Origin of the sequence: Thalassospira sp. MIT121401 (assembly GCF_047125595.1) — a bacterium.
Classification (GTDB): Bacteria; Pseudomonadota; Alphaproteobacteria; order Rhodospirillales; family Thalassospiraceae; genus Thalassospira; species Thalassospira povalilytica.
On record NZ_CP138926.1, the window covers coordinates 2,854,885 to 2,879,951 of the forward strand.

At 53.2% G+C, this 25,067-nt stretch carries 24 protein-coding genes, 3 tRNA genes and 1 riboswitch; of the genes, 11 read left to right on the forward strand and 16 right to left on the reverse strand.

The window, feature by feature from the left end:
- Nucleotides 1–79 precede the first annotated feature (79 nt).
- Together SIB88_RS13145 and SIB88_RS13150 are read right to left on the reverse strand one after the other, a co-directional pair.
- Nucleotides 80–403 (reverse strand): rhodanese-like domain-containing protein, encoded by a 324-nt coding sequence (locus SIB88_RS13145; protein ID WP_412558238.1) that lies wholly within the window; start codon nt 401–403, stop codon nt 80–82.
- 75 nt (nt 404–478) lie between these two features.
- Nucleotides 479–1,132 carry a protein-L-isoaspartate O-methyltransferase family protein gene (locus SIB88_RS13150; RefSeq protein ID WP_068519142.1) on the reverse strand — a complete coding sequence of 218 codons (654 nt, stop codon included), beginning with the start codon at nt 1,130–1,132 and terminating at the stop codon, nt 479–481.
- Nucleotides 1,133–1,647: 515 nt separating this feature from the next.
- On the opposite strand from SIB88_RS13150, the gene SIB88_RS13155 reads away from it, so the two are divergent.
- From SIB88_RS13155 to SIB88_RS13180, 6 genes are all read left to right on the forward strand, one after another.
- The gene (locus SIB88_RS13155; RefSeq protein ID WP_412558239.1) at nt 1,648–4,083 is read left to right on the forward strand and encodes a methyl-accepting chemotaxis protein; all 2,436 of its coding nucleotides are present in this window, start codon (nt 1,648–1,650) and stop codon (nt 4,081–4,083) included.
- 169 nt (nt 4,084–4,252) lie between these two features.
- Nucleotides 4,253–4,326 (forward strand) — tRNA-Cys (locus tag SIB88_RS13160).
- 4 nt (nt 4,327–4,330) lie between these two features.
- A tRNA-Asn gene (locus SIB88_RS13165) sits at nt 4,331–4,406 on the forward strand.
- A 363-nt stretch (nt 4,407–4,769) separates the two neighbouring features.
- A tRNA-Asn gene (locus SIB88_RS13170) sits at nt 4,770–4,845 on the forward strand.
- A gap of 71 nt (nt 4,846–4,916) precedes the next feature.
- The gene (locus SIB88_RS13175; RefSeq protein WP_068519144.1) at nt 4,917–5,234 is read left to right on the forward strand and encodes a hypothetical protein; all 318 of its coding nucleotides are present in this window, start codon (nt 4,917–4,919) and stop codon (nt 5,232–5,234) included.
- Between the two features lie 243 nt (nt 5,235–5,477).
- Nucleotides 5,478–8,168, forward strand: coding sequence for a bifunctional acetate--CoA ligase family protein/GNAT family N-acetyltransferase (locus SIB88_RS13180; RefSeq protein ID WP_412558240.1), 2,691 nt, complete (start codon nt 5,478–5,480; stop codon nt 8,166–8,168).
- Nucleotides 8,169–8,236: 68 nt separating this feature from the next.
- On the opposite strand, the gene SIB88_RS13185 is transcribed toward SIB88_RS13180, so the two are convergent.
- Together SIB88_RS13185 and SIB88_RS13190 are read right to left on the reverse strand one after the other, a co-directional pair.
- A complete protein-coding gene (locus tag SIB88_RS13185; RefSeq protein WP_068519147.1) occupies nt 8,237–8,674 on the reverse strand; it encodes a MerR family transcriptional regulator in 438 nt (145 codons plus the stop codon).
- A gap of 122 nt (nt 8,675–8,796) precedes the next feature.
- Entirely contained in the window at nt 8,797–10,287 is a 1,491-nt protein-coding gene (locus SIB88_RS13190) for a hypothetical protein (protein ID WP_412558241.1), read from the reverse strand.
- A gap of 263 nt (nt 10,288–10,550) precedes the next feature.
- On the opposite strand from SIB88_RS13190, the gene SIB88_RS13195 reads away from it, so the two are divergent.
- Together SIB88_RS13195 and SIB88_RS13200 are read left to right on the forward strand one after the other, a co-directional pair.
- Complete coding sequence (locus tag SIB88_RS13195; RefSeq protein ID WP_412558242.1) at nt 10,551–11,336, forward strand: DUF4198 domain-containing protein; 786 nt, start codon at nt 10,551–10,553, stop codon at nt 11,334–11,336.
- A gap of 89 nt (nt 11,337–11,425) precedes the next feature.
- Nucleotides 11,426–12,076 carry a hypothetical protein gene (locus SIB88_RS13200; protein WP_412558243.1) on the forward strand — a complete coding sequence of 217 codons (651 nt, stop codon included), beginning with the start codon at nt 11,426–11,428 and terminating at the stop codon, nt 12,074–12,076.
- A 9-nt stretch (nt 12,077–12,085) separates the two neighbouring features.
- Here SIB88_RS13200 and SIB88_RS13205 read toward each other — a convergent pair whose 3' ends face one another.
- Genes SIB88_RS13205 through SIB88_RS13230 form a run of 6 tightly spaced genes read right to left on the reverse strand, consistent with a single transcriptional unit; the run spans nt 12,086 to nt 17,223 of the window.
- Complete coding sequence (locus SIB88_RS13205; protein ID WP_206927551.1) at nt 12,086–13,561, reverse strand: MFS transporter; 1,476 nt, start codon at nt 13,559–13,561, stop codon at nt 12,086–12,088.
- Between the two features lie 47 nt (nt 13,562–13,608).
- On the reverse strand, nt 13,609–14,346 hold the full coding sequence (locus SIB88_RS13210) for an energy-coupling factor ABC transporter ATP-binding protein (protein WP_206927550.1): 738 nt from the start codon (nt 14,344–14,346) through the stop codon (nt 13,609–13,611).
- Nucleotides 14,330–15,127 carry a cobalt ECF transporter T component CbiQ gene (cbiQ, locus tag SIB88_RS13215; RefSeq protein ID WP_206927549.1) on the reverse strand — a complete coding sequence of 266 codons (798 nt, stop codon included), beginning with the start codon at nt 15,125–15,127 and terminating at the stop codon, nt 14,330–14,332. Before cbiQ ends, SIB88_RS13210 begins: the two co-directional genes overlap by 17 nt.
- Nucleotides 15,124–15,741: a cobalt ABC transporter permease gene (locus SIB88_RS13220; RefSeq protein ID WP_206927548.1), complete on the reverse strand. Its 618-nt coding sequence runs from the start codon at nt 15,739–15,741 to the stop codon at nt 15,124–15,126. Before SIB88_RS13220 ends, cbiQ begins: the two co-directional genes overlap by 4 nt.
- Nucleotides 15,734–16,408: a cobalt transporter CbiM gene (gene cbiM / locus SIB88_RS13225; RefSeq protein WP_206927547.1), complete on the reverse strand. Its 675-nt coding sequence runs from the start codon at nt 16,406–16,408 to the stop codon at nt 15,734–15,736. Before cbiM ends, SIB88_RS13220 begins: the two co-directional genes overlap by 8 nt.
- 17 nt (nt 16,409–16,425) lie before the next feature.
- A complete protein-coding gene (locus SIB88_RS13230) occupies nt 16,426–17,223 on the reverse strand; it encodes a DUF4198 domain-containing protein (protein WP_101246154.1) in 798 nt (265 codons plus the stop codon).
- A 171-nt stretch (nt 17,224–17,394) separates the two neighbouring features.
- Nucleotides 17,395–17,588, reverse strand: a riboswitch (cobalamin riboswitch).
- A 148-nt stretch (nt 17,589–17,736) separates the two neighbouring features.
- On the opposite strand from SIB88_RS13230, the gene SIB88_RS13235 reads away from it, so the two are divergent.
- A complete protein-coding gene (locus tag SIB88_RS13235) occupies nt 17,737–18,282 on the forward strand; it encodes a DUF924 family protein (protein ID WP_242512856.1) in 546 nt (181 codons plus the stop codon).
- Between the two features lie 63 nt (nt 18,283–18,345).
- Here the strand turns inward: SIB88_RS13235 and SIB88_RS13240 are convergent, their stop codons facing one another.
- Complete coding sequence (locus SIB88_RS13240) at nt 18,346–19,410, reverse strand: glycosyl transferase family protein (protein WP_206927546.1); 1,065 nt, start codon at nt 19,408–19,410, stop codon at nt 18,346–18,348.
- A gap of 24 nt (nt 19,411–19,434) precedes the next feature.
- Nucleotides 19,435–20,211 carry a peroxide stress protein YaaA gene (gene yaaA / locus SIB88_RS13245; RefSeq protein WP_101246152.1) on the reverse strand — a complete coding sequence of 259 codons (777 nt, stop codon included), beginning with the start codon at nt 20,209–20,211 and terminating at the stop codon, nt 19,435–19,437.
- Between the two features lie 194 nt (nt 20,212–20,405).
- Between yaaA and SIB88_RS13250 the strand changes: the two genes are divergently transcribed.
- Nucleotides 20,406–20,726 (forward strand): peptidylprolyl isomerase, encoded by a 321-nt coding sequence (locus SIB88_RS13250; RefSeq protein ID WP_068519158.1) that lies wholly within the window; start codon nt 20,406–20,408, stop codon nt 20,724–20,726.
- A 103-nt stretch (nt 20,727–20,829) separates the two neighbouring features.
- Here SIB88_RS13250 and SIB88_RS13255 read toward each other — a convergent pair whose 3' ends face one another.
- The 3 genes from SIB88_RS13255 to SIB88_RS13265 form a co-directional block, all read right to left on the reverse strand.
- Nucleotides 20,830–21,180, reverse strand: a complete 351-nt coding sequence (locus SIB88_RS13255; protein WP_412558244.1) for a DUF1491 family protein — start codon at nt 21,178–21,180, stop codon at nt 20,830–20,832.
- Entirely contained in the window at nt 21,181–21,975 is a 795-nt protein-coding gene (locus SIB88_RS13260; RefSeq protein ID WP_340642994.1) for a peptidoglycan DD-metalloendopeptidase family protein, read from the reverse strand.
- Nucleotides 21,976–22,060: 85 nt separating this feature from the next.
- Nucleotides 22,061–22,546, reverse strand: a complete 486-nt coding sequence (locus SIB88_RS13265; protein ID WP_068519161.1) for a hypothetical protein — start codon at nt 22,544–22,546, stop codon at nt 22,061–22,063.
- A gap of 212 nt (nt 22,547–22,758) precedes the next feature.
- On the opposite strand from SIB88_RS13265, the gene SIB88_RS13270 reads away from it, so the two are divergent.
- The gene (locus SIB88_RS13270) at nt 22,759–23,436 is read left to right on the forward strand and encodes a DUF599 domain-containing protein (protein WP_228195396.1); all 678 of its coding nucleotides are present in this window, start codon (nt 22,759–22,761) and stop codon (nt 23,434–23,436) included.
- A gap of 77 nt (nt 23,437–23,513) precedes the next feature.
- On the opposite strand, the gene SIB88_RS13275 is transcribed toward SIB88_RS13270, so the two are convergent.
- A complete protein-coding gene (locus SIB88_RS13275) occupies nt 23,514–24,698 on the reverse strand; it encodes an MFS transporter (protein ID WP_286887597.1) in 1,185 nt (394 codons plus the stop codon).
- Nucleotides 24,699–25,067 lie beyond the last annotated feature (369 nt).

The following is a 25,067-nucleotide window of genomic DNA, read 5'->3' on the forward strand; positions in this document are numbered from 1 at the left end:
ACGGAAACAAAATTTTCCAAGAAAAGAGGCATTTGGAACCCAAAAAAGTATTCGCCCCGTTTTCCGGTCGTTACGGCAATCAATCGTAGCGTGTCATATCCGGCGCAATTTCAAGCGCCCAGACATCTATACCGCCAGTAACATTAAAAACATCTTTAAATCCATATTCTTCAAGGAAAATTCCCGCATGGCGACTGCGCACCCCGTGGTGGCAGATGATCGCAATTGGTTTATCATCAGGCAATTCCGCCCGTCTCCCCGGCAATTCCGACAAGGGAATATGCAAGGAGTCCCCGATCATACAGATTTCGACTTCCCAGTCTTCACGCACATCCAGAAGTATAGTCGGCTTCTTCTGATCGAGTTGTTCCGCCAAATCGCGGCATGAAAGTTCCTGAACCATGAAACCCTGATCAGTTGGATATGTTCGATATGCGTAAAAAAGAAATGCCCGGCATGAACCGGGCAATTTCAAGAATCAGAATACAAAGCTTTCCGCCGGCTCAAATCCCGGAAGATACGGAATGTTTGCATCGAACAGATCACGATGACCGATAACACCGTTTTCGCGCTCATACAGACGTGCGACACCGACCTTGCCTGCTTCGCGGACAACCGCCAGAAGACGACCACCTTCGGCAACCTGGTCAAGAATGCCTGCCGGCACTTCGCTGACAGCACCATCAAAAATGATCACGTTATACGGCGCCTGCTTGGCGTAGCCTGCTGCAAGATCACCTTCGACGACGATTACGTTGTCATAGTTGACCTTCTGGAACGCGGCTTCGGCGGCTGCAGACATTTCCTTGTTGCTTTCAACGGCAACCACGGTTTCTGCGACGCGCGAAATCAGTGCGCTGCCATATCCGAAACCTGCCCCGATCACGAGAGCCACATCCGTTTCCGCGATTTGTGCGCTCTGCATCAAACGGGCAATGACCATCGGCTCCATGGCAAAGCGACCATCACCAACCGGGATATCTTCATCAACATATGCAATGCCGCGTTTGCCTTCAGGCAGGAACAGTTCGCGCGGAACTTCCTCCATCGCAGCGATGACCAGCGGATCGGTAACCTTGTTGGTCCGAACCTGATTTTCCACCATGTTATGGCGCGCGATTTGGTAATCCATGATTATCTGACCTGAAAATTCTCGCGAGAAAGAAACCGCAACAATCCTTTTTGTCCCCAAAGACGGTTGCGGTAATTGCCCTGTTTATAGTCAGCACATAAGCACCTGACAACATCGGATCAATGTGTGACTTGGATTTTAACGCATTGACCGCGCTAAATGATTGACCATTTCCCCCCGTCATCCACCCGCAGTTCGGTCAAATGCAAAAATCCGGCGCTATTTTAAACCGGCATTTTGCCCGTTCAAAACCTGGCAAAAGTGCAAGCGTCACCTTGTTATTTGATGCATCTCAAACATTTACACGGCATTTTTACAGTACGAATTACGCGAAAATATGCGCAACCGTTACTTGAAAAGCAAAGATCGCACGTAAACATATGCCAAAGCGGGACAAGGATAACCTCAAAGCGCCACTTCGCCGATGAGCTGCCCCTGCCCTCTGATCAAGTGCAACCCGATTTCCAGTCGGACACGACCCAACTGAACTTACTTGTGACATCCAGGGGAATACAATGCGTGACAATGGACCGGTAACCAACCGCGAAGTTCTGATGAAGGACAAGGATATCCTTGTCTCAAAAACCGATTCCGGCGGGAAAATTACCTTTACCAACAAGTCCTTCGTCGAGATCAGCGGCTTTACCGAGGAAGAACTGCTTGGCTCTCCCCATAATATTGTCCGTCATAGCGACATGCCCAAAGAAGCCTTTGCAAATCTGTGGCAGACGATCAAGGCCGGCTTGCCCTGGCAGGGACTTGTCAAAAACCGGGCAAAGAACGGCGACCATTACTGGGTCCGTGCCAATGTCACGCCAACGGTCGAAAACGGCAAAATCGCCGGTTTTATCTCCATCCGGACAAAGCCGACGGATGAAGAAAAGAAAACAGCCGAGCGCGTCTATACCAATATGCGGGCCGGAAAGGCCAAGGATGTCTCGCTTGAATATGGCGAGATCACTCACAAGGCAAAAACACCGGGCTTTATGTCAAGCATCCGGGGCAGCCTGACTGCGGCATTCGCGACAATGATCCTGCTGATGATGTTGCTTAGCGGGTATGGTTTGTACGCCGAATATCAGACCGAAAAAAATCTGGAAAACCTGTATGAAAACCGGGTCAAACCGTTGCGTTTGCTCAAACAGATTTCATCAGACTATTCCATGTCGGTGATTGATGCCTCTCACAAGGTCCGCGCTGGCAGCATGGAATGGCAGCAAGCCATTGAAAGCATCGACACAGCCAAAGCGCGAATCAACGAAAACCTTGAGACCTATGTAAAGCGTGAGCTGGGCCCGCGTGAGGCCCCGGTTGTGCAAGAAATCCAGAAACTTCTCCCCGCTGCCAACGGAGTGATGGATCGCCTGCGTCAGGCCATGGTAGCCAAAGACATGGCCGCACTTGATGCACTGGTCTCCGACGAGCTTTATCAAAATCTTGATCCGGTGATGCAACAGGTCATCACCCTCACGGTTGTTCAGAACGAAGTCGCAAGTCAACGTATCGCCAGTGCCGAGGGTGCCTTCCTGAAGGCCGTGATCTTCGAGATTGCCATTTTCATTGCTGCGGTCGCCTTGACCATTGCCTATGGCGTCTGGATGACACGTCGCCTGACGCAACCGCTCAAACAGATGGAAACCCATTTCAACGCGATTGAAGCCAACGACACCAGCTATGTCATCAACATGCCAAAGGTGACGGACTTCAAACCGGCGATTCAGCAGCTTCGTGGCCTTCATGCAAGGCTCTGTTATGCGAAACTCGAACGTGAAGAAAACGAAGCAAAGGCGAATTCCCAACGTGTTGGCGCCCTGCGCGGATTGGCAGAAACGGTCGAACAGGAACTTCAGAAAGTCGTTCAGTCCATCATTGACCAGACGCATCGCCTGAATTCGGCCGCCGGTGAAATGGCCGGATCCTCGGAACGCGTTTCCGAAAACTCGGAAAGTGTGGCCGCAGCCGCACACGAGGCCCTGGCCAACGCGGAAACCGTGTCGGGCGCATCCGAGGAACTGGCCGCATCGATCCGCGAAATCACCCGTCAGATCGAAGAAGCCACAACACTGACCGCCGAAGCCAACCAGGCCGGTGAAAGTGCTGAACACACGGTTAATTCGCTTCAGGACAGTGTCAGCAAGATTGGCGAGGTCGCCGAGCTTATCAGCGATATCGCAGCCCAGACCAACCTGCTGGCTTTGAACGCGACGATCGAAGCCGCACGTGCCGGTGACGCGGGCAAAGGGTTTGCCGTGGTCGCACAGGAAGTCAAAAACCTTGCAAACCAGACGTCCAAATCGACCGAGGAAATTTCGCGCCAGCTTGGTGAAATCCAGAATGTCACCAGCTCTGTTGTCTCGACAGTTCAGCAAATGACGGCAAGCATCCGCCGCGTTGACGAAGTTGCGTCCAACGTTGCCGTCAATGTCCGCCAGCAGGATGACGCAACCCAGGAAATTGCCCGAAACGTCGTTCAGACAGCAGAGGCATCAAACGAAGTGACCGAAAAAATCGGCCATGTCGCATCCGAGGCACAAGACAACCTCGAACGTGCAGCACAGATGAACAAAATCGCCGAGGAAGTCGACGAAAGCATCGCCGAACTCCGCGCCAGCCTTGTTCGAATCGTTCGTACAGCCACCCCGGAAGTCAACCGTCGCAAAGATCCGCGATATGATGTCCAGCTGGCTGTAACGGTCAAAATCGGCGGCAAATCGGTCCGCGGCCAGACCATCGATCTTTCGGTCGGCGGGGTAAAAGTATCGCTCGCAGAACCGATCCCGGAAGGTGCAAGCGGTGAAATCATGATCGAAGGCCCGAATGCGACCTTGCCGTTCAAGGTCGAACACGTCCTTGATACGATTGCCAACCTTGATTTTGCCCCCAGCAAGATCCGCGAAGAAAAAATCGCCCCGTGGATTGAACGCAAATTTGGCAAGAAGACCGCCGAATAACGTGCCCTTTCAAGATATGTCGCTTACGAACATCAAACCGCCCGGGATCATTTCTCGGGCGGTTCGTCTACTTTCAGGCGGATAATCAAGCCGCTGTTTAAAAAATGTAAAATTGGGTGCTTGACGGGTCGTATTCTATGAGGCTATACACCGCTCCAGCCAACGCGAAGGCGCGATGGCGGAGTGGTTACGCAGAGGACTGCAAATCCTTGCACGCCGGTTCGATTCCGGCTCGCGCCTCCACTGATCCGGCATAGCTCAGTTGGTAGAGCAAATGACTGTTAATCATTGGGTCGCAGGTTCGAGTCCTGCTGCCGGAGCCATAAACCCCTGGAACTCTGTTCCGGGGGTTTTTGCTTTGTACCCTTCCCGATCTTCCTGCGCCGTGGCACCTGCCAAATTACGACCTTAGGTCACCCAGCGCCCTTTGACTATCCATGGATGGTGGACGCGGCTTCCTGCTCGGTATTGATGTGAAATTTCACATATTCAGTCACCGCGTTTTGTGACGGCGCACCAACCTTTTTGCGATTAACTTCGCATGGTGGTTAACCCACAGTCGCACAACGGCATTCCAATTCCAAAAAGACGAAATTTTGGTCTTTTTTTCGTAAAAAAGGTCTTGCGGCGTTCGGGCCGTTTGATTATACACCCTCCACGCGCTTCGGACGGAGCGCAACGCCTGATCCGGCATAGCTCAGTTGGTAGAGCAAATGACTGTTAATCATTGGGTCGCAGGTTCGAGTCCTGCTGCCGGAGCCAATTAAAAAGGGACCGAACATCATGTTCGGTCCCTTTTGTTTTTGATACGTCGCAGATTGAGGCACCGCATCATGAAAACCGTCAAAATTGAATTGCGCGAAGTAAAGCTGGCCACTCTTTCCGGTGAAACACGCGGCTGGCTGATCACCGGTGAAAATGAAGTTATTCACGGTATGGTGCATCCGATTGACGGTGATCTTTTCACCATTTCATCGACCACGGACCCCCGCATTCAGGCATTTGGCTGGTGCCCGATGTTCGATAGTCTGGCCCATGTCCAGAATGATCTGGAAATTGCGCTGGCAATGACATCGGCTGGCGAAGTCGAACAATGGATCGAAGATTCCGAACGCTATGATGATGACGATCACCACGGTCATCTTCATTAATATCAGGCCCCGTCCGGAGCCGATTTGCCGAATTTGAATCGACACAGGGAAAGCGCGCCACGCGTGCCATAAAAACTTCGTGGCCTCAGTGCTTTATTGATGCACAGCAAATCAATATAATCAGTGCTGACTTAACATCGCGCAACTTCATGCGTGGCTATTGACTGCCCTGCCCGCACGGCAATGTGCGGACCGATGACGCTGCCACCATACAAGCCCACATCAAAACGCGGGAATCCGGCGATGAGCACAATTAATCTGGATCATCTGTTCAAACCCAAATCGGTCGCCGTGATTGGTGCATCCAACCGCCCCCATTCGGTTGGCCATGTGCTGATGCGCAACCTGCTTGCAGGGGGATTTGACGGGCCGATCATGCCGGTCAATCCGCGCAGCCAGTCGATCGGTGGTGTACTTGCCTATCCTGACGTCAACAGCCTTCCGGTTGTGCCCGAACTGGCCGTGATCTGCGTTCCGCCCAAGGCAGTTGTCCCGGTCATGGAATGCCTTGCGGAAAAAGGCTGCCTGGCCGCCATTGTTCTGACCGCGGGCCTTGGCGCCGAACAGTACGATGACAAACGCACAGTCAAACAGGCGATGCTCGATATCGCCGCCCAACGCAAGATGCGCCTTCTTGGACCGAACTGTCTTGGATTGATGGTACCGGGCATCGGATTGAATGCCAGTTTCAGCCACCAGAATATCGGCAGTGGCAAAATTGCCTTTGTCTCGCAATCCGGCGCGTTATGTACGGCGGTTCTCGACTGGGCCGCGGCACGCGGAATCGGGTTCTCGCACTTTATATCGCTTGGCGAATGTGATGATGTCGATTTCGGGGATGTGATCGACTATCTCGGGTCTGATCCCAACACCCGCGCGATCATGCTTTATATCGAATCCATCCATGAACGCCGTAGCTTTATTTCGGCTGCCCGCGCAGCATCGCGTAACAAGCCGATCCTGTGCATCAAGTCGGGCCGCTTTGCCGAGGGTGCGGCTGCTGCGGCATCGCATACCGGTGCGCTGGCCGGCGCCGATGACGTATTTGATGCCGCTATCAAACGGGCTGGCGTGCTGCGCGTTTATACCGTCAGTGAAATGTTTTCGGCGGCGGAAACCCTGTCGCGCATGCGTCCGTTCCGTGGTGACAAGCTTGGCATCGTCACCAATGGCGGCGGTATCGGCGTTCTTGCCGTTGATGCCCTGATCGAACGACAGGGCCATCTGGCACAACTTGACGACAGCACGATCGCCGAACTCGACAAGGTCCTGCCCCCGACATGGTCACACGCCAACCCGGTGGACATTATCGGTGATGCCCCCGGTGAACGTTATGCCAAGGCCATCGAAACAGTTCTGACCGACAGCAATATCGATAGCTTGCTTGTCATGCACGCACCAACCGCCATTACCGATCCGGTCGAAGTCGCACGCGGCGTAATTGACAAGATCAAGGACAGCAAAAAGAACATCCTGACCAACTGGGTCGGCGAAGCCACCGTCGCAGAAGCCCGGAACATGTTCTATGCGGCGGGCATTCCAACCTATCGCACGCCGGAAAATGCGGTCGCTGCTTTTCAGCATATGGTCAATTATCGCAAATTGCAGGACCTGTTGATGGAAACACCGCCATCCGTTCCGCGCGATTACACGCCCCAAACCGACAAAGCACGCAGCATCATTCATAGCGCCATTCACGCCGGGCGTGACATGCTGACCGAACCGGAAGCAAAAGCCGTTCTGGAATGCTATGGCATCAATACGGTCAAAACGATTGCGGCAAGTGACGTCGAAGAAGCCGTTCGTACCGCCGACGATATCGGTTATCCGATCGCTCTTAAGATTCTGTCTGATGATATCAGCCACAAGTCAGACGTTGGCGGCGTTGTCCTTAATCTTGACAGCAGCGACGAGGTTCGTGCCGCTGCGACCAAGATGCAGCGCACCATCGCCCAAAAGTTCCCAAAGGCGCGACTACGCGGCTTTACCATTCAGGAAATGGTTACCCGAGCCGGTGCACGCGAACTGATTGTCGGCATGACCACCGATCCGATTTTCGGTCCGGTGATCCTGTTTGGTCATGGCGGTGTCGAGGTCGAAGTGGTCCGTGACCGTGCCATGGCCCTGCCCCCGCTGAACATGAAGCTCGCCCGCGAACTGGTCGAAGGCACCCGCATCTACAAGCTTCTAAAAGGTTATCGGGACGTCCCGCCGGTCAATCTGGAAGACCTTTACATGACGCTGGTGCGGCTGTCGCAGCTGGTGGTGCATCTTGGCGAAGTGGTTGAGCTTGATATGAACCCGCTTCTTGCCGATCAGCACGGTGTCATTGCCCTTGATGCCCGTATCAAGGTAACCCCGAAAGTCGTCAGCGATGACAAACGCCTTGCCATTCATCCTTATCCAAGGCACCTGAAACAAGAACTGGTGATGGATGATGGCACGACCTATCTTCTGCGCCCGATCAAGCCCGAAGACGAGCCGGCCCACTACGAGTTCATGTCACGCCTGACCCCGGAAGATATCCATTTCCGGTTCTTTGGCTCTGTGCGTGAACTTCCCCATTCCGAAATGGCTCGTCAGACCCAGCTTGATTACGACCGGGACATGGCCTTCCTTGCTGTGGTGCCCGATGGCCCCGAACAGGGGCAAATACATGGCATCGTTCAGGTCGTGATTGATCCGAATAATGAACATGCCGAATATGCCATCATGGTCCGCTCCGACATCAAGGGTCGCGGACTGGGGCGGGTTCTGATGGAACAAATGATCGCCTATTGCCGGCGCAAAGGAACCGAAACCTTTATCGGCCAGGTTTTGCCAAGCAACCGGCGCATGCTGACACTTTGTGAAAAGCTTGGATTTAGCCGCAAATACATCCCTGATGAGGATGTATTTGAAGTCACCCTGCCGCTTCAGCGTGATGCGGAATAATGATCTGACCACAAACAAAAAGCCCGGCATTTATGGCCGGGCTTTTTTTTCATCGATAACTGGATTTGTCAGGCGCCCTCGGCAACCAGTTTGGCCTTGATGTCTGCGACCGCCTTTTCCGGATCAATACCCTTTTCACGCAGGCTTTCGACAGCCTCGCCTTCGATTTTACGAAGCTCTGCAAGCGTGGTCTGAACATCTTCAAGTTGCTGTTCGAGTTCCGCAATCCTGCGCCGCCCGACAAGCATCAAATGTGCAAGTTGCTCGGTCCGGGTGCGGTCCGCATCATAGAGATCAATATATTCCTTGATATCTTCCAGCGAGAATCCAAGACGTTTGCCGCGAAGGACAAGCATCAGCCGCGCCCGGTCACGATAATTATAGACACGCGTCGCCCCGGCCCGTTGCGGTGCGAGCAGGTTCTTGGTTTCGTAAAACCGGATGGCGCGTGGCGTAATGTCGAACTCTTCGGCCAGTTCAGTAATGCTGTAAAGCTTGTCGTTCATGGTTTTTCTTGTTTGTTGACTGCAATATGCCAACATCGCAACATTCCGACATTCCAGTCAACATATTTACGCATACGTAAACTCGAAACATGCCATTCCAATGATAACGATGACGTCGTGCGTTATCCAGGGATCGGCAAGGATCGAACATATTCAAGATCCACCGGCACATATTCTGGCCCGAATATCACACGCCCGTTTGTAATCGCTCCGGGCCAATACGCGCGCGGACTATGCCACGTAGTCCCATCCGGCAACGGGATTTCCAACCCGCAGGAATACGGAACCCGATGACATTCCGCCAAATCGAATTGCCCCGCCAAGCTGTTTTCAAATAACGGGCCATCGGCTGCTCTTGGATCATGAAGCACCCCGTCATAGGGATCGAATACTGCTGGATAGGTCGGATGGTTGGCCAGATCACCTTCGAACCGAACCGGCAATGGTGGACTTGCCGACAATTGAAGATCTTCCTGCTTGCCCAGAAAGGACTGATCAAGCGGCATCATCTGATCGGGCAAGGCGGTTGGGTCCGCATGGTCAATCGCGTTGCGCGCATTGATCAAGCCACGTGTGGTGCCCTTTTTGATGTATTTTTGCCGCAGGAAGAAACTATTGTGCAGACAGGCCGAAACATAGTCGGGCTGCGGTACGCTTCCACCTTTGCCCAGCTTGAAAACTGCACCGCCGTTATATTCGTCCCCCTCGGGTCCCGGGCGGCTGTCAAACCAGCAAATATTGCCAAAGTAATACCAGAAACCACCCCTGACCCCGTCCTGGGAAAACAGCTTGTGGCAATTAAAGAACCGGTTTCGGCCAATCCACCACCCGACGGCGATCGCTTCGGGCTCCACGGGATTATCACGTATATAGCTAAACCGGTTATCGAGAATGCGAACATCGCGATTAAACGTGCCGACAGGCGCACCAACATTTTCCGCCGACACATCCATCCTGATGCCGTTATAACAGTCGCGAATGTCGTTATTTGAAATCTCGACATCGCCTGCAATATCATCCGATCCGAAAAATGCACCATTAAGATACCGGTACGGCACCTTGATCACATTGCCGTCTTCATCTTTGCCGTCATGGATTTCGTCCCAGCGAATGGTGCGCCAGATCGCAACATCCTGAACCCATCGACAGGCCCGGATACGGATACGTTCGGTGCGCGGACCATTGGCATAAAAGGCATAGGTCCCATCGGAAATATCAAGGCCGTCAAATGAAAGGTCACAGCTGTTTTCAATATAAACGGCTGATGGCCACGCACGCCGGATCACAATTTCTTCGATGCGGATATGATCAACATTGATCAGTTGGAACACTGCAAACCGCGACGCCCCCGGATTGGTCGCCGAAACGGTCGCATCCGGGCCCCTGTTGCCATCCAGCACCACACCACTATCGCCACGAACAACAATCGGTTGGTCAGCTGTACCACTACGCGGCAAACGCAATGGCTGACTGATATTGTATGTCCCGGCAATTAACCGGATAAGGTGTCCGGGCTGACTTTGACTGATTGCGACCTCAAGCGTTTTGGTTTCTCGCTGCTTTGCATCAATCCAGTGCGTCCCGCCATCGTGCGAAACGTAGATAACTTCCATGCGTTTGCCCCTGTTTTTTTTGTTGTGTCGCTCAACGATACATCAAAAGCGTATTTGTCCAAGTATCTGTTTTGGATCGATGAATTGACGGGGAACCGGGCTGTTCGTGACGCTGGTTCGGCGCCTCGATCTGCGATGCAGGCCTGATGGCGGCAGATAAAACGTCATACGTTTTTGCAATTTCGTATGAAATATTCTAAATCAGTGCATCGCCATGCGTCAGATTGACGACGATATTGATTTTTCCAACAAAGGACTTTGCAATGTCCCTCGCCTCCCGATTGCTTTCAAAGGCATCATTGTCACTGCTTCTCACATCAATCGTCGCATCAACTGCATCGGCACATTTCCAAAAAATGGTTCCGTCAACCAATGTGGTCGATCAGGATACCGGCCGCACAGTAAAGTTTGATCTGACATTTACCCACCCGATGACCAATGGTCCGGCAATGGAAATGGCACCGCCAGTTCAGTTTGGCATGCAATACAACGACCAAAAGATCAATTTGCGCCAAAGTCTTGAAGCCAAAACAGTGGATGGAAAATCGGCTTTCGACGCCGAAGTCACCTTGAAGGCACCGGGTGGATATGCCTTTTATCTTGAACCGGTGCCGTATTTTGAGCCGGCCGAAGGCAAGTTCATTATCCAGTACACCAAAACCATCATTGATGCCTATGATTCCGGTGAAGACTGGGATCAGATGGTCGGATTCCCGGTGGAAATAGAACCCCTTACCCGCCCGTACGGCATCTGGACCGGCAATATCTTTTCCGGGATGGTGCGCCACAATGGCAATCCTGTCCCCTTTGCCGAAGTTGAAGTTGAATATGCCAATGACGGCAGTATCACCCTTCCCAACGCGACTTTTGCCACACAGGTCATCAAAGCTGATGCCAATGGCATCTTCCATTATGCAATGCCCAAGGAAGGTTGGTGGGTGTTTGCAGCCTTGATCGAAGACGGCACCATGACCGCACCTGACAGCGGAACCCAGGTCCCGGTCGAACGCGGCGGCGTTCTGTGGGTCAAAACCGATCAGATGAACTGAACCCAGCGGGCAAGTGGTCCGGGCCACTTACCCGTTCGTAAGTTCTGCTATTGAAATTGCATTCATCCTTAATCGATTGGCCTGCCCCCATGACAAGTCGTTCGCGCAGCTTTGGTTTTTTCATTTTGCTTTTCTGTGCTTTTGGCGTTTCTGCCTCACAGGCCCACAACCTTAATGTCTTTGCCATAAGCACCGGCGACACCATTGAAGGATATGTCTATTTCACTGGCGGGACGCGCGCCCGTACTGCTGAAATTGAACTTCATGCCGATGATGGCGCGGTAGTGGCGGCGGCCCGCACTGATCAAAACGGTGCCTTTGCAATCCGCGTCAGCCACCGGACGCCCTATGTCGTTCAGGCCAATACCGGCGATGGTCATGTCGCCACATTCACCCTGACCGAAGACGAGTTTTCCGAAAACCTTCCACCCGCGAAAAATGCGTCGGACATTACCGCAAGCTTTGTGACCGATAACACCCCCGATGCCGCGGTCGCCCAGACCATGACCACGCCTTCATCTTCGGCAACCGCCCCCATCGGGCTAAAGGCCCTGACGCGCGACGAATTGACCAGCTTGATCAATCATGCCGTCGCACGACAGATCGGCCCGCTTCGCGAGGAAGTAAACGCCTATCGCAATGATGTTCGTATGTCCGATATCATGGGTGGCATCGGTGTGATTATTGGTATTTTCGGAATCTTGGCGTGGGTCCGCGCCCGTAAACAGACATCTGTATAACAACTGCAATCAGACCATTTCACCGCTTTCCACCGGCCAGCGGGTATGGTGACTGTCAATCACGAAACGATGTTTGTGGCTAACCGGCGGATGATAATGGCGGTGCCGGTGTATTGACCGGTCTTCTTCTGCGTGCTGATGACCGTCATCATGATGCTTTGCACGGTTCGATGACATCCTCGACGACGTCGCGGCTGCTTCGGCGGGATGGACATGTCCATGGTGTTGGTCGGCATGATCGTGGGGATGTTCATGCCAGAAACCGGGATGGCTGTGCTGAAGTTCAAGCTGGTCTTGTTTGGGCCAAAGAACGCGCGCCATCACAGCACCGCAAAATGCAAGCCCGCCCGACACCCAGAACGCCACCGAAATATCGGCCAGACTGCCAATCCATCCGATCACCCCATATGCAATCAACCATCCACCGTGGGACAGTGCAAAATTGGCGGCAAAAAATGCGGAACGATCCCCCGCACCGGCAGATCGTTGCACCAACCGTCCACCTGGCGTCTGCGCAAATGTGGTTCCGGCCCCGGCAAACACCCACAGCAATGCAAAGGCGGCAACATCGCGAATGCCTGCCCCCATGATCACGGCACCTGCCACCATCGCCAGCGATGCGGCAACAATTCCGGCCATCATCAATCGGCGCTCGCCCACTGTATCAATGATCTTGGGCATGACGAATGCCGCAACCATTGATCCACCACCGGCACAGGCAAGAAACACCGTGGTCAGAATTTCAGACCCGCCAAGGATCGACCGCGTCAAAACAACCGTATTGACGATGATCATCGCCCCGACGCAGGAAACCGCAAAATGAACGGCCAGAAGTCCGCGTAGCCGTGGCGTTTTGAGATATGCAACCACCCCGAACCGCGTATTGGCGTAAATGCCGCCTTCGCGATCCGTCGCGGCGGCGCGCGGCACTGTTGTTGTCACAATCAGAGCGGCCGAAAGTGCAAATGTCAGGCTGTTGACGATAAACAGACTGTCAAACGACCAGACAAACAACAAGGCGGCTGCAAGTGCCGGACTGATCAGGTTTTCCAGATCATAGGCCAACCGGGCATAGGAAAGGCCCTTGGTATAGGATTTCTCGTCTTCGAGAATTTCCGGGATAATGGCCTGAAAGACCGGTGTGAACGCGGCGGACGCGGCATTGACAACAAAGACCAGAACAAAAATCTGCCAGATCTGATCGACAAAGGGCAAACACAGAACAATTGCAGCACGCAAGATATCAAGCCCGACAAGCCATGTCCGGCGCGGCAACAAATGCGCCATCCCACCGACAATCGGGGCGATCACCAGATACGCGACCATCTTCAAAACCAGAATGGATCCCAATACCCGCCCCGCATCCGCCCCGGCCAGATCAAACGCCAGAAGTGACAGGGCCACCGTGGTTAATCCGGTCCCGATCAGGGACGTGATCTGGGCAGCAAAAAGATGTCGAAAGGCCGAAATGGAAAATGGCGACATGTTGGGGCATCCGGGCTGTGTGTCGCCTTACACCCTATCTTAAACCGTCAAAGGGTTTCAAATGAATGATCATCGGCCTTGGCATTTTGCCTTGCGCGATCGGATGCAGTACATTTTTTGGGTGCAAGTTCCTTGGCCTGCGACATTTTCCCGGCGCGCAATTCCAACGTCCGGGTGGCCAGTTTCCGGCGAAAATGCGGGTCATGCGACACCAGAATCATGGCTTGCGGCAGTTCCAGCAATATCTCCTCAAGCCGGTGAAGATTTTCTTCGTCCAGCGCGTTCGTCGGCTCATCAAGCAAAAGAACATCGGGCTTCATGGCAAGAACCGCCGCCACAGAAACCAGCCGCTTTTCCCCGCCTGAAAGCTCGTGGGTGATGCGTTCGCGCAAATGTCTGAGATGAAGTTGATCAAGTACCTCGTCAACAATCGCCAGTGCCTCTTCGCGGCTGGCCCCAAGATTAAGCGGGCCAAAAGCGATATCTTCGACCACGGTCGGACAAAACAGCTGATCATCGGGGTCCTGAACAATAAACCCGACCCGACAGCGCAGATCATGGAAATCCTTATCCGTTACACGCGGCATTCCAAATGCCCTGATTTCGCCGCCAAACGGTTTGATCAGACCAACCAGAATGCGCAACAGCGTGCTTTTGCCAGCCCCATTTGGACCGGTAATGAACAATCTTTCACTGGCCTCAAGCGACAGGCTGACACGGTCCAGAACATTTTGCCCTGCGCGGTATCCGTATGAAATATCGTTTAGTTCAATAAGAGACGACATAAAAACGATCCAGAATAACAAGCACGGAAACCAGCATCAGAAACCCCGCCCCGAAAAGGGCATCACGTTGCCGGAACACAAGATGATCAATCATCGGGAAATGGCCACTAAATCCGCGGCATTTCATGGCCTCAAGAACCCGTTCGGCACGTTCAAGAGACCTGACAAGCAACATCCCGAAAAGATACCCCAGCGACCGATAGGTATGAATGCTGTTGCGCGCCTTGAAGCCACGCAATTTCATGGCCATGCGCAGTCGATGATATTCATCATGAAGAACCGAAATATAGCGCACCGTAAACATCATGAGATGTACCAAGGCTGCTGGGCAACGCAGCCGGTATAATGTATGCCCAAGTCCCACCGGCGTTAACCCGGCAAGCAGGCTAAGCATCATCAAAACAACCGCATTGGCGCGAATGCCGATCAGGACTGCATGTTGCAATCCTTCCTTGCTGGCCTCGGCACCCAGGACGGTAAACATGGCGGTTCCCGGCGTTGTGAATGGCAACATCACCAGCATCACAATGATGAACCCGTCCATTGCTGCCATACGTTTCAAGGTCAGACGCAAAGGCAAATCAGTCATGAACATCGTCGCCACTGCCACAAAAAAGGCAGCAAGCGCGAATTCGATCTGATGCAGGGAAACGACCATCACCGAAAACAAACCGGCCGCCACCACCCGAACACGCGGATCAAACGATCCGACAAAGGAAGACGGTCGTTGCCCGCCTCCCTGAACACTTAATGGCTGGTCATGCCCGAAAAGATGGCTCATGATTTGGTTGCTTTGGCTCTCAAACGTCTTGCTGCCAGATAATAGGCAATCCCGAAGAACCCGAATATATAACCAATACCGCCCAGAATCGATTGAAGATCGTTCTTTTCCTTGTAGGCGGTAATTTCCCGACGCAATGGCCGCAATTCATCACGAACGATCGCGGCAATGACTTCTTCCTGTTCGCGGGTGATTGCAGTTTTGGTTGCATTATCCCCGACAACTGCCCCATCCACAGTGATGTTAGCGCTATCATCCGAAGAAACTGCGGCAATGCTGCCTGCCCCTGAAATTCCCGTCAGGTCGGCAATATCAAAACTGGCTTCTGCAACATGCCCTGCCCCCAGATCGGCCCGAAAGACAAGGTCAACTTTCCGGCTTGGCGTATAGACAAAGAAGCCGTCAGAATCCGTTCTGATTTCATCGATCTTGTTTCCCTGCCGGTCAAAAATTTCAACCAGCGTGTCCGCAGCCATATCGCCATTGGAAAACCCGATCTCCCCTTCGACAGCTATGCCGCTTGGAAAAACCGATGCAATCACCTTATGGGCCTGGGCGGCCTGCATTCCGAACAGAAGGCCTGCCAGAAACACCCCAGTTGCAAGCTTAGCCATTGTTGGCCTCATTCACCTGTTCGGCCAGGATCGCGGGGTTTTGTGCGTCATATCGGCGGATCTGGGCATCGGCCATCAGCAAGGCCGGTTTGACCTTCATGATCAGATAAACCGCTGCTGCAGACACCAGACCTTCGACCGCCATGATCGGAATATGGGCAAAGAAAACAAGCTTGGCCGCCGGTACAAACCCTTCCCCGCTCAGACCAAGGGAAATAGCTACGAACAAGGTGGTCAGCGCAATTGAAAGCGCACCGGCACACCCGCCCCAGATTGCCGCAAAGGTTGGATTGCTTCGCGACACCAATCCGCGAAACATGAAACCGGCAATCACCGCAGGAAACGCAATATTGACGGTATTGACCCCCAATACAGTCAAACCGCCAAATCCGAAAAAGATGGCCTGCAACAAAAGCCCGACAAAAAGTGCCGGGAATGCGGTCCAGCCAAGCACAAGCCCGGCCAGGCCACTCATAATCAGATGCACGCTCGACGGACCGACCGGCACGTGGATCAGGGAGGCGACGAAGAACGTCGCCGATAACACCCCCGTCGCCGGAATTTTATCGATTGGCAGTTTGCGCAATCCAAGGCCAAGCCCCGCGACTGCAAGCACGCCACCGCCAATCAGCACCTCTGGGGCCAGTGCCCCGTCAACAATATGCATCTATTTTGTCCCCAAGCCTATTGCACATCATAGGCGCGAACCCACAGGACTGCATCCTGTGAAAGCTCTTTTCCCTGAAATTCTTTGTCCGGCCCACTGCCAAGGGCCGCAAAACCCCAAAATCCGGCCTTGGGGATCCCGAACGTAAAATACCCGTTGGCATCGGTAATCGCGACAATCGCCCCACCGGGCATCGGTCCTGCTGTCGGTTCCTTGGGCGCGTTACGGTCCATATCGGGTTCGGCTGCCATATATTCGATTTCAACCTCGACCCCGGATACCGGTTCACCATTGCTCAGCACCCGACCGGTAAAGGTCGAACCTGCGACAATGTTGGTCGGCCGGTTTAACGGCAGAATTTCGGTCACAAGTCCCTGTGCCTCCATCCAGTCGGTCGGGATTTCGTTGCGGTTCACATAGGACTTGGTGATCTGCTGAATGAAGATATCTTCGCTTTCTTCGTAATAGGGTTCGGGCACCACCACCATCACGTAATCGCCACTGCGCTTAAGGGTCAAAGTACCGTCATACGCCTTGGCGGTATTCTCCTTCCCTGTGAAGGTCACCTCAGAAAGCGTTGAAGATAAATCAATTTTATCACCGCGATGGATTGCGTAAAACGCCACCGGCTTTTTCATATCCATGACATGTCCGTTTTCGAACGGATGCCAGAATATCAGTTTCACCGGCAGTTCGCCGGGGGCGGTCACATTGACTTCCGGTGTATAGGCCAATTGAAAATGGGCGTGCGCACTTTGTGACGCGAACGCGAAACAGGCACTTGCAATCGCAAGCTTGCCAAGAGTTTTAAACATGTAATCGTCTCTTTTCACGAACGATGCACGTCAGAAAAGTTTCCCGACGCACAGAGTTAGGATCAAGAACGATAGGATGGCTGGAAGCAAGATACCGGTTTCACGACGAGACCGCCTTTTCCCTGCAACCTGACGCTCACCCCGGCGTCCAACAGTTCAGTACCGGACAAGCCGTGTCCGGCAGTCAAAGGCAGGTCTCCTGGCTCGTGGTTTCAAAAGCATTACGCCTTCCCGGTTTGTCACCAGTGGCATAGGTAATGCTCGGACCACTTACAGTTGCGGGGGCAGCCGTGGCATTGTCGTAACGCACCACGTTCCCTTTTAAGCCGATCCAATGGATCAACACCCAAGACGCGTTCATATTCCATGGGCGGCAAACACCTGTCAACTCTTTGCCCGCATCAGAACGGATTATCTTTTCGCGCCATTGCTTGACCTTCGCCCTTCCCGCGGCAAAGATCAGCAAACACATCGCACAATATTGCGATTGGCCTTACATGGGATGGGTTGGAAATGATGGCTCCTGAAACAGTCCTGGACTTCTGGTTCAAGGAACTCGAACAAAAGCAATGGTTTATCAAGGATACTGCACTTGATACCCACATTGCCGAACGATTTTCCGACATTCATGCCGCGGCGCTTGCCGGTGAACTTTTCACCTGGCGCACCACCGCATCGGGGCGCCTTGCCGAAATCATCGTTCTGGATCAGTTTTCACGCAACATGTATCGCGACACGCCGCAATCATTTGCTGCCGATCCGATCGCGCTTATTCTTGCACAGGAAGCCGTATCCTTGGGCAAGGACAAGGAACTTGGATCACCTGAACAGCGGGCGTTTCTGTATATGCCCTATATGCATTCAGAATCCGAAATGATCCATGAAATTGCCGTGACCCTGTTTGATCAGCCTGGGCTTGAACACAATTACGGTTTTGAAATCAAACACAAGAAAATCATCGACCGGTTCGGGCGTTATCCGCACCGCAATGACATCCTTGGCCGAACATCCACACCAGAAGAAATCGCGTTTCTCAAAGAACCGGGCTCGTCATTCTAGAATGAAAAACGGGACGTCAATCCGTCCCGCTTTCATAAAATCATTCACTGCGAAAACGCGATATCAACCGATATCGCGATCGCGATTATCCCACCACCCCTGCACCAGGGATTCGGCTTCGTCCATATAATCGGCTTTGCCCGCAAGGAATGCCGCCATCGCTGCACTGCCCTTGATCCTGGCTTCGGCCGGGGCATCCTCGACCTCGCCGCGCCAAACAGCCAGGAAGTGTTTGAGGGTCACCGGGCTTTGATCGTCGATTTCTTTTTCGGTTTTTGGCAAAAGTGCCGGCCACCGGACGTCGCAAAGCTCGCCGTTATCAAGCATCCGAAGATCAACATGTTTGAACGGTGTGCGTTCTGCTTCGCCGCCCCCGCCCTTGATCACGCCAATTCGCGGCAGTTCAAGAAGCTTGCCTGTTTCGCGATGCACATCCAGAAACGCCGGATGAAACACCCCCAGGAAAGCAGCCCGCGCCTGTAACGGGTTTAGCAACCGCAACAGGGTATTCACCGGACTGCGCAGCCCCAGAAGCGACCGCAGACCGATCAGTTCCTGCAATTTCGGATGCATATGGCGCAGCGGCAGATAAGCAAACCCCTTTGCGGTAATATCCGAACGGGCTTCTTCGGCTGACATCGCGATCGGCAGCTTAAGCGCTTTGATCGCGGCCTCGGTTCCAAGACCATTGACCAGATGCGAGTTATAACCGTGCATCAGAACCGGAACACCGTTCTGCGATATCAAATGTGCCGACAATACAAACCACGGCAGACCACGGGTTCGACCAGCCGCATATGAAGGCCAATCAAGCATCGGGCGGCCCACCGGGTTGGCGTCCTGTCCATCATCCGCATCAAGCCTTGCGGCTTTGCGCACGGCTTCGATCATGCCTGCGAGTTCTTCCGGCGTTTCCGCCCGATAGCGTAGCATAAGCAAAAATGCGCCAAGCTGGATCGGCTCGACCTCATCGCGCAGGATCATTGAAAAGGCATCGAATGCCTCTTCGCGCGTCAGGCTGCGTGAACGGCCCGGCCCCCGAAAGAATGTTCTCAAATACCCCGAAAACGGATGAGATTCGGGTAAATGATTTTCTTCCTCGAGCTGTTCAAGATGCTCGTCGGTCATACGTACTCACCGAAAAAATTGTCGTTACTGGTCATGGACGCGGGTAAAGACCCACTCCGTCTCGTTTGACAGGTCATCCTGGTAGCAATAACCGTCAACATTGAATTTCTTAAGGTCTTGCGGGTTTTCCAGTCGATTGTCGATCATGTAACGCGCCATCATGCCACGCGCACGCTTTGCTGAGAAGCCGACAACCTTGGCAGCCCCGCCTTTGACTTCCTTAAAGACCGGTGTGATGACCGGTCCATCAAGCAGCTTGGTCTTGACCGACTTGAAATATTCGTTGGATGCCAGATTGATCAGGCTGCGGTCCTTGTGGCCTTCGGTAAGCTTGTTGATCTCTTTGGCGATCTTGTCACCCCAAAACGCATAAAGGTCCTTGCCACGCGGATTTTCAAGCCGTGTGCCCATTTCAAGGCGATAAGGCTGCATCAGATCACGCGGCTTCAACAGACCATAAAGCCCCGACAGCATCCGAAAATGGTCCTCGGCCCAGTCGATATCGGCATCCTTCATGGTGTCGGCATCAAGACCGACATAGGTATCACCACGAAAGGCAAAGATCGCCGGTTTTGCGTTACTGCGATCAAAAGGCCGTGAAAAATGCTGGAAGCGCTGATAATTCAGATCCGCAAGGTTTTCACTGATCCCCATCAGCTTCATCAAATCGCCACGGCTTTTTTTCCGTGCAACTTCAATCAATTCTTCCGTGTCATCGAGAAACGCCGGTTGGGAAACGGCCATTTCCGGCACGTCCGTTTCGAAATCCAGCTTCTTGGCCGGGGACACAACAGCAAGCATCAATCTGCCTCTTCTCTTTCATCTCGGTTCAATTTGTCGTAACAAGCCACAAGGCATGGACAATGTCTAGGGCCCAAGCCCATGTACAGGTGTATACGACTGTGCATGGATTTGGACCCTTGGCTTTATCCATAAACTTCTAATCTTGCAGAAAATCCGTCTGGCGCAAGCCTTGGCGGAAGAAAGGACCAGTTATGAGTGAACAAGTTCGCGCGTCGCACATTCTTCTGATGTATGCCGGTTCGGCACGTTCGACCGCCACCCGCACCAAAGAAGAAGCATTGAACGAAATCAATGCCCTTAAAGACCAGATCGCAAACGGTTCCGATTTTGCAGAACTGGCAAAAGCTAATTCCGATTGCCCGTCCGGCCAGCAGGGCGGCGATCTTGGCTTCTTTGGCCGTGGCATGATGGTTCCGGAATTCGATGCTGCTGCATTCAGCATGGATGTCGGTGCGACCTCTGACGTTGTTGAAACCGATTTCGGTTATCACCTGCTTCAGCGCACCGCCTGATCCCGCGCTGCGATCAGAAAAAGGCTGGCACATTGTTGCCAGCCTTTTTCTTTTGGTGAGCCGGAAATGTGGCGCACCTTTGCCAGGACTGACGATCCGCGTTCTAATAATCAACGACGGGTGCATCAAGTTCGTACTGGCCTTTATGGTCTTCGATTTCGAGAACCCACACATCGCGGTCAAAGTCGATCTGCTTGCGCCAATAGTTATCACAGGAAAATTCGGTTTCACGCCCGCCATCTGGACCGCCTGCAACCAGCATCCAGCCAAGATCGCCGTCCAGTGTCGTAACCCGGGAATAGACGAAACATCCGGCATCGAACCGGTTCAGCTTGAGGAGAACCGCCCCCGCATCCTCGTTGCCCATATGGAGCACCATGGCCGTAATCAGGTTTGACTGGCAAATGGCAATCTGGCCACGAACCCAAAGTCCTGCTTTCAAACGTGGCTGCATCTATTTGCCATCCCGGCTGGCGACAACATTTTCAGGCATCTGCAACATCAGGTTCGGGTCCGGGCAAATGCTTGTCCAGATATCCCATTCCGATGGTTTTGCCGCCCCGAAATAGTCCCCTTCCCGGCCCAGCATGTCAAAAATGATCTGAAAATGCAGATGCGGTATCCAGTCACCATTGATCGGGAAATCGCCAAACCGGCAGAACAGCTCGCCGGCGCGGATTTCCTTGCCTTTATAAAGTCCTTCAAGGGACGGTCTGCTCAGATGACCATACAGGGTGTAAAAGCGCACACCACCCGCCGGTTCATGTTGCAAGATGATGGTCGGCCCATAATCAAGATGCAAATTGTTGTCAGCAAAGCTGTGTACGACGCCATCAAGCGGGGCAAAGACCGGCGTATAGGCGGCTGCAAACAGATCGATGCCCAGATGCTGGCTTCGGGCTTCACCGTCGTTTTTGAACTGTTCGGATTGATAACAGACACGGTCTTCGCGATATCGACCGATCCCGACCGGCGCGTCTGCCGCGGCCAGTTGTTGCCACATGATTTCTGTCTGACGTGCCGGGTCGCTCGTGCCGCCGATCACCACATCACTATTTGCTGAAAAATCATAAACGATCTTCGGGCAACGTTTCAGATCACATTCCACAACAGAATGAAACTGGTCGCCGTGATCGGAAATCCAGTCGCGCAACAATGCGGCATCTTCAAAGGGCTCAAGCCCGCGCGCATGACGGTCGTGATAGGTCTGCAATCGCTTGGTCGCATTGATCGGCATGGTGGCAGGCACAATGATGGCTCCCTAAAAGAAAAAGGCAGGGTTGGTTCCCCGCCTTTTGCCTACATGATTATCTGCCTGATCGGCAAGTACCAGCTTACCAGTTGGTCACTTCATACTCGCACGACACATCATCATCGTCGGTATCGGTCAGCGCAACCGTCAGACGACGCATCTGCGGATTGAACCGTTTGATGAAGTTCAACAGAAGAAGCGCTTCTTCTGAAAGCTCGCCGGCGTCTTCGTCATCTTCATCAAGTTCGCAAAGCTCAACCAGCTCCAGGAACAAGGCACCCAGTGCACGTTTGACGTCTTCGCCGCCTTTAAGGCCACCGGTCAACTCGCCCAGCGGTGACAGATCGATATCAAGCTTGCGCAGGTTCTCGCTCATCTGGTCGATGGCGTCTTCGTCCAGAACCATTTCAGCCGCAATCATATGCGTGCCGACTTCATTGATATTCATAAAGCCGACAAATTCGAACAGATCGTCTTTGGTACGACCTTCTTCCAGCAATTTTTCGGTGTGGGCTTCGAATTCTTCGAAGTCGATATCTTCGCCAAGATCGTTTTCAAGATCGCTCATGTCGGTCTCCAATGAAAATTTGCGCTGCTGATACTCTGGATTGATGGAAAACTCAACCCGCGCTGGCGACAAGATGATCAGCTATGCAGGATCCACATTTCGACGATATAGGGCCATGGAAAGAGGATTGCGAAGAATAACGCAATGTCAGTAGGATATAAAACAATTCCAAACCCGCTTGAACCTTCGGCATAACACGCATGGACCATTCAATGCCCGCATTCAACGTCATCGATATCGTCGCAATTTGCTGGGCTCTTTCATGGTGGATCGGCTACACGATCTTTGCCGATGCCGGGCCGCGTCGACGCAATTCCATATCTGCCCACATGGCACGCAATCGCCATCGCTGGATGGAACAGATGCTTAAACGCAATATCCGGATGGTTGATACATCGATCGCCGGCAACCTGATTACCGGTATCAGTTTCTTTTCATCAACCACCATTCTGGTGCTGATCGGTCTTGTCGCGCTGCTTGGCTATACAGACAAGGCCATCGAAACGGTCGCTGCCCTGCCCTTTGCCGCCATTACCACGCCTGGCGTCTGGGAATGCAAGGTGGTTTTACTGATCGTAATTTTCATCTATGCCTTTTTCAAGTTCACCTGGGCATTCCGACTGTCGAACTATTGTTCGATCCTGATCGGTGCCGCCCCGGATCCAAGCGAACCGGATGCTGCGCGTGCTGCCGCACGTGCATCACGCATGAGCATGATGTCTGCCCACAATTTCAACCGTGGCATTCGCGCATACTTTTTCGCCCTGTCGGCCCTGGCCTGGTTTTATCATCCGGTTGCTTTCATCATTTGTGCGACCTGGGTGACGCTGGTTCTTTACAATCGCGAATTCCGCTCGCATGCGCTGGAAATTCTTACCGGACATCATTGAGCCCAACCGAATTCGTCGCAGAAACCCCGTCACGAAAAAGGGCCGCAATCGCGGCCCTTTTGTCATTGATCGGTGCGTCACACCGTCTGGGTTTTGCGCCGGATGGCATATCCGGCAACAATCACCAGTACCAGTCCAACCGGTACTGCTGCACTGTATAGCAGCGTCACCCAGCCCGATCCCGCATAGATCGATCCGGCTGACAGGGAAGCCACCGCAACTGTACCAAACACCGCGAATTCATTGATTGCCTGAACCCGCGCCTGCTCGGAGGGGCGATAATTTTCGGTCAGGAAGGTCGTTGCCCCGACAAACATGAAGTTCCAGGCAATCCCCAACAGAACCAGCGACACCCAGAAATTCCCCATCAGGTCCTGACCCGACAAACCGACCGCAAGACAGGCAAAGTTCAGAAGTGCGCCCACCTGAATGATTTTCAACGCCCCGAACCGCTTGATCAGATTACCTGTAAAGAAGCCCGGCGCGTACATCCCGACCACGTGCCATTGAATGATGAATGCCGCATCCCCGAACGCATAATCACAATCAAGGATCGCCAGTGGCGTTGCTGTCATCACAAAGCTCATGACGGCATAGCCAAGTGCGCCTGCAAAAATCGCCACCATTACTGCGGGCTGCCCCAAAACGGTTTTCAGCGGCCGGGCCGGTTCATCATGAACACGGCCGCGCATATCGGGAAGACGAAGCTGCCCGATCGCAATCACCAGCAGGATTTGCAAACCAATCAGCGCAACGAACGTTCCGAGAAAAGGTACAGTTTCAAACCAGTTACGCGCGAAACTTGCCAAATTCGGTCCGATAAATGCCGATGCAAGCCCGCCCAGCATGGTATAGGAAATGGCGCGCGCACGGAATTCTGCGGGTGCTGCTTCGGCGGCCGCGAACCGGTATTGCATGGCGATCGCATTGCCTGCCCCGATACAGGCACAGGCCACACATAGCAGCCAGAAATTGCCGTAATAAACGGCCCCCATGCCCGAAACCGCGCCCATCATTGCAATCCCGGCCCCCATCCAGAAGCCGAACCGGCGTCCGAATTTCGCCATCACCATGGCCGATGGTGCTGTCATCGCCATCATGGCGATCATCATGAAGGCCACCGGCAAGGTCGAAAGTGACTTGTCTGTCGCCAGCGAATACCCGATCACCGCGGCAACAGTGAAGATCAGCGACATCGCACTGGCAGAAAGTGCTACGCATAAACTAAGGAACATGATGTTCCGGCGGACTTCCGTGGACATGTGGGGCTCCCGATTTTGGCGATGGTGGCGCCATTATTTTCTAAATTGTGACAAGGCACCCAGATCACGGCAATGAAGTCCGGAATATCGGCCATTGTCATGTGGTTGAGCCTTGCCCTTAAGGTCTCAACTGTTATATTGGCTCTTCACGCAACGGGATAGTATCAATGCACGGCATGGCCGAGAAAAACTTGATCACCAACACAATCTCCGGACACCATCGTGGTGGCACGGTGATTTGTGCTGTCCCGAAAGTCGCTTTTTTCAAAGAGCGAACTTGACCTCATCCTGAAATTCCTTTTCTTGTGCCTTTACCCCGCGTAAACATGCGGGTCGTATATGTGCATTACTGAATTATGCCCGCAGATA

What these genes read in the sequence shown, in the direction of transcription:
- SIB88_RS13230 (WP_101246154.1), bottom strand. Translation starts at nt 17,223, where the DNA reads ATGTTTAAAACTCTTGGCAAGCTTGCGATTGCAAGTGCCTGTTTCGCG.
- SIB88_RS13210 (WP_206927550.1), bottom strand. Translation starts at nt 14,346, where the DNA reads ATGTCGTCTCTTATTGAACTAAACGATATTTCATACGGATACCGCGCA.
- SIB88_RS13250 (WP_068519158.1), top strand. Translation starts at nt 20,406, where the DNA reads ATGAGTGAACAAGTTCGCGCGTCGCACATTCTTCTGATGTATGCCGGT.
- SIB88_RS13220 (WP_206927548.1), bottom strand. Translation starts at nt 15,741, where the DNA reads ATGGCTAAGCTTGCAACTGGGGTGTTTCTGGCAGGCCTTCTGTTCGGA.
- SIB88_RS13240 (WP_206927546.1), bottom strand. Translation starts at nt 19,410, where the DNA reads ATGACCGACGAGCATCTTGAACAGCTCGAGGAAGAAAATCATTTACCC.
- SIB88_RS13200 (WP_412558243.1), top strand. Translation starts at nt 11,426, where the DNA reads ATGACAAGTCGTTCGCGCAGCTTTGGTTTTTTCATTTTGCTTTTCTGT.
- yaaA (WP_101246152.1), bottom strand. Translation starts at nt 20,211, where the DNA reads ATGCTTGCTGTTGTGTCCCCGGCCAAGAAGCTGGATTTCGAAACGGAC.
- SIB88_RS13180 (WP_412558240.1), top strand. Translation starts at nt 5,478, where the DNA reads ATGAGCACAATTAATCTGGATCATCTGTTCAAACCCAAATCGGTCGCC.
- SIB88_RS13275 (WP_286887597.1), bottom strand. Translation starts at nt 24,698, where the DNA reads ATGTCCACGGAAGTCCGCCGGAACATCATGTTCCTTAGTTTATGCGTA.
- SIB88_RS13255 (WP_412558244.1), bottom strand. Translation starts at nt 21,180, where the DNA reads ATGCAGCCACGTTTGAAAGCAGGACTTTGGGTTCGTGGCCAGATTGCC.
- SIB88_RS13205 (WP_206927551.1), bottom strand. Translation starts at nt 13,561, where the DNA reads ATGTCGCCATTTTCCATTTCGGCCTTTCGACATCTTTTTGCTGCCCAG.
- SIB88_RS13235 (WP_242512856.1), top strand. Translation starts at nt 17,737, where the DNA reads ATGATGGCTCCTGAAACAGTCCTGGACTTCTGGTTCAAGGAACTCGAA.
- SIB88_RS13185 (WP_068519147.1), bottom strand. Translation starts at nt 8,674, where the DNA reads ATGAACGACAAGCTTTACAGCATTACTGAACTGGCCGAAGAGTTCGAC.
- SIB88_RS13175 (WP_068519144.1), top strand. Translation starts at nt 4,917, where the DNA reads ATGAAAACCGTCAAAATTGAATTGCGCGAAGTAAAGCTGGCCACTCTT.
- cbiM (WP_206927547.1), bottom strand. Translation starts at nt 16,408, where the DNA reads ATGCATATTGTTGACGGGGCACTGGCCCCAGAGGTGCTGATTGGCGGT.
- SIB88_RS13270 (WP_228195396.1), top strand. Translation starts at nt 22,759, where the DNA reads ATGCCCGCATTCAACGTCATCGATATCGTCGCAATTTGCTGGGCTCTT.
- SIB88_RS13155 (WP_412558239.1), top strand. Translation starts at nt 1,648, where the DNA reads ATGCGTGACAATGGACCGGTAACCAACCGCGAAGTTCTGATGAAGGAC.
- cbiQ (WP_206927549.1), bottom strand. Translation starts at nt 15,127, where the DNA reads ATGAGCCATCTTTTCGGGCATGACCAGCCATTAAGTGTTCAGGGAGGC.
- SIB88_RS13265 (WP_068519161.1), bottom strand. Translation starts at nt 22,546, where the DNA reads ATGAGCGATCTTGAAAACGATCTTGGCGAAGATATCGACTTCGAAGAA.
- SIB88_RS13190 (WP_412558241.1), bottom strand. Translation starts at nt 10,287, where the DNA reads ATGGAAGTTATCTACGTTTCGCACGATGGCGGGACGCACTGGATTGAT.
- SIB88_RS13195 (WP_412558242.1), top strand. Translation starts at nt 10,551, where the DNA reads ATGTCCCTCGCCTCCCGATTGCTTTCAAAGGCATCATTGTCACTGCTT.
- SIB88_RS13150 (WP_068519142.1), bottom strand. Translation starts at nt 1,132, where the DNA reads ATGGATTACCAAATCGCGCGCCATAACATGGTGGAAAATCAGGTTCGG.
- SIB88_RS13145 (WP_412558238.1), bottom strand. Translation starts at nt 403, where the DNA reads ATGGTTCAGGAACTTTCATGCCGCGATTTGGCGGAACAACTCGATCAG.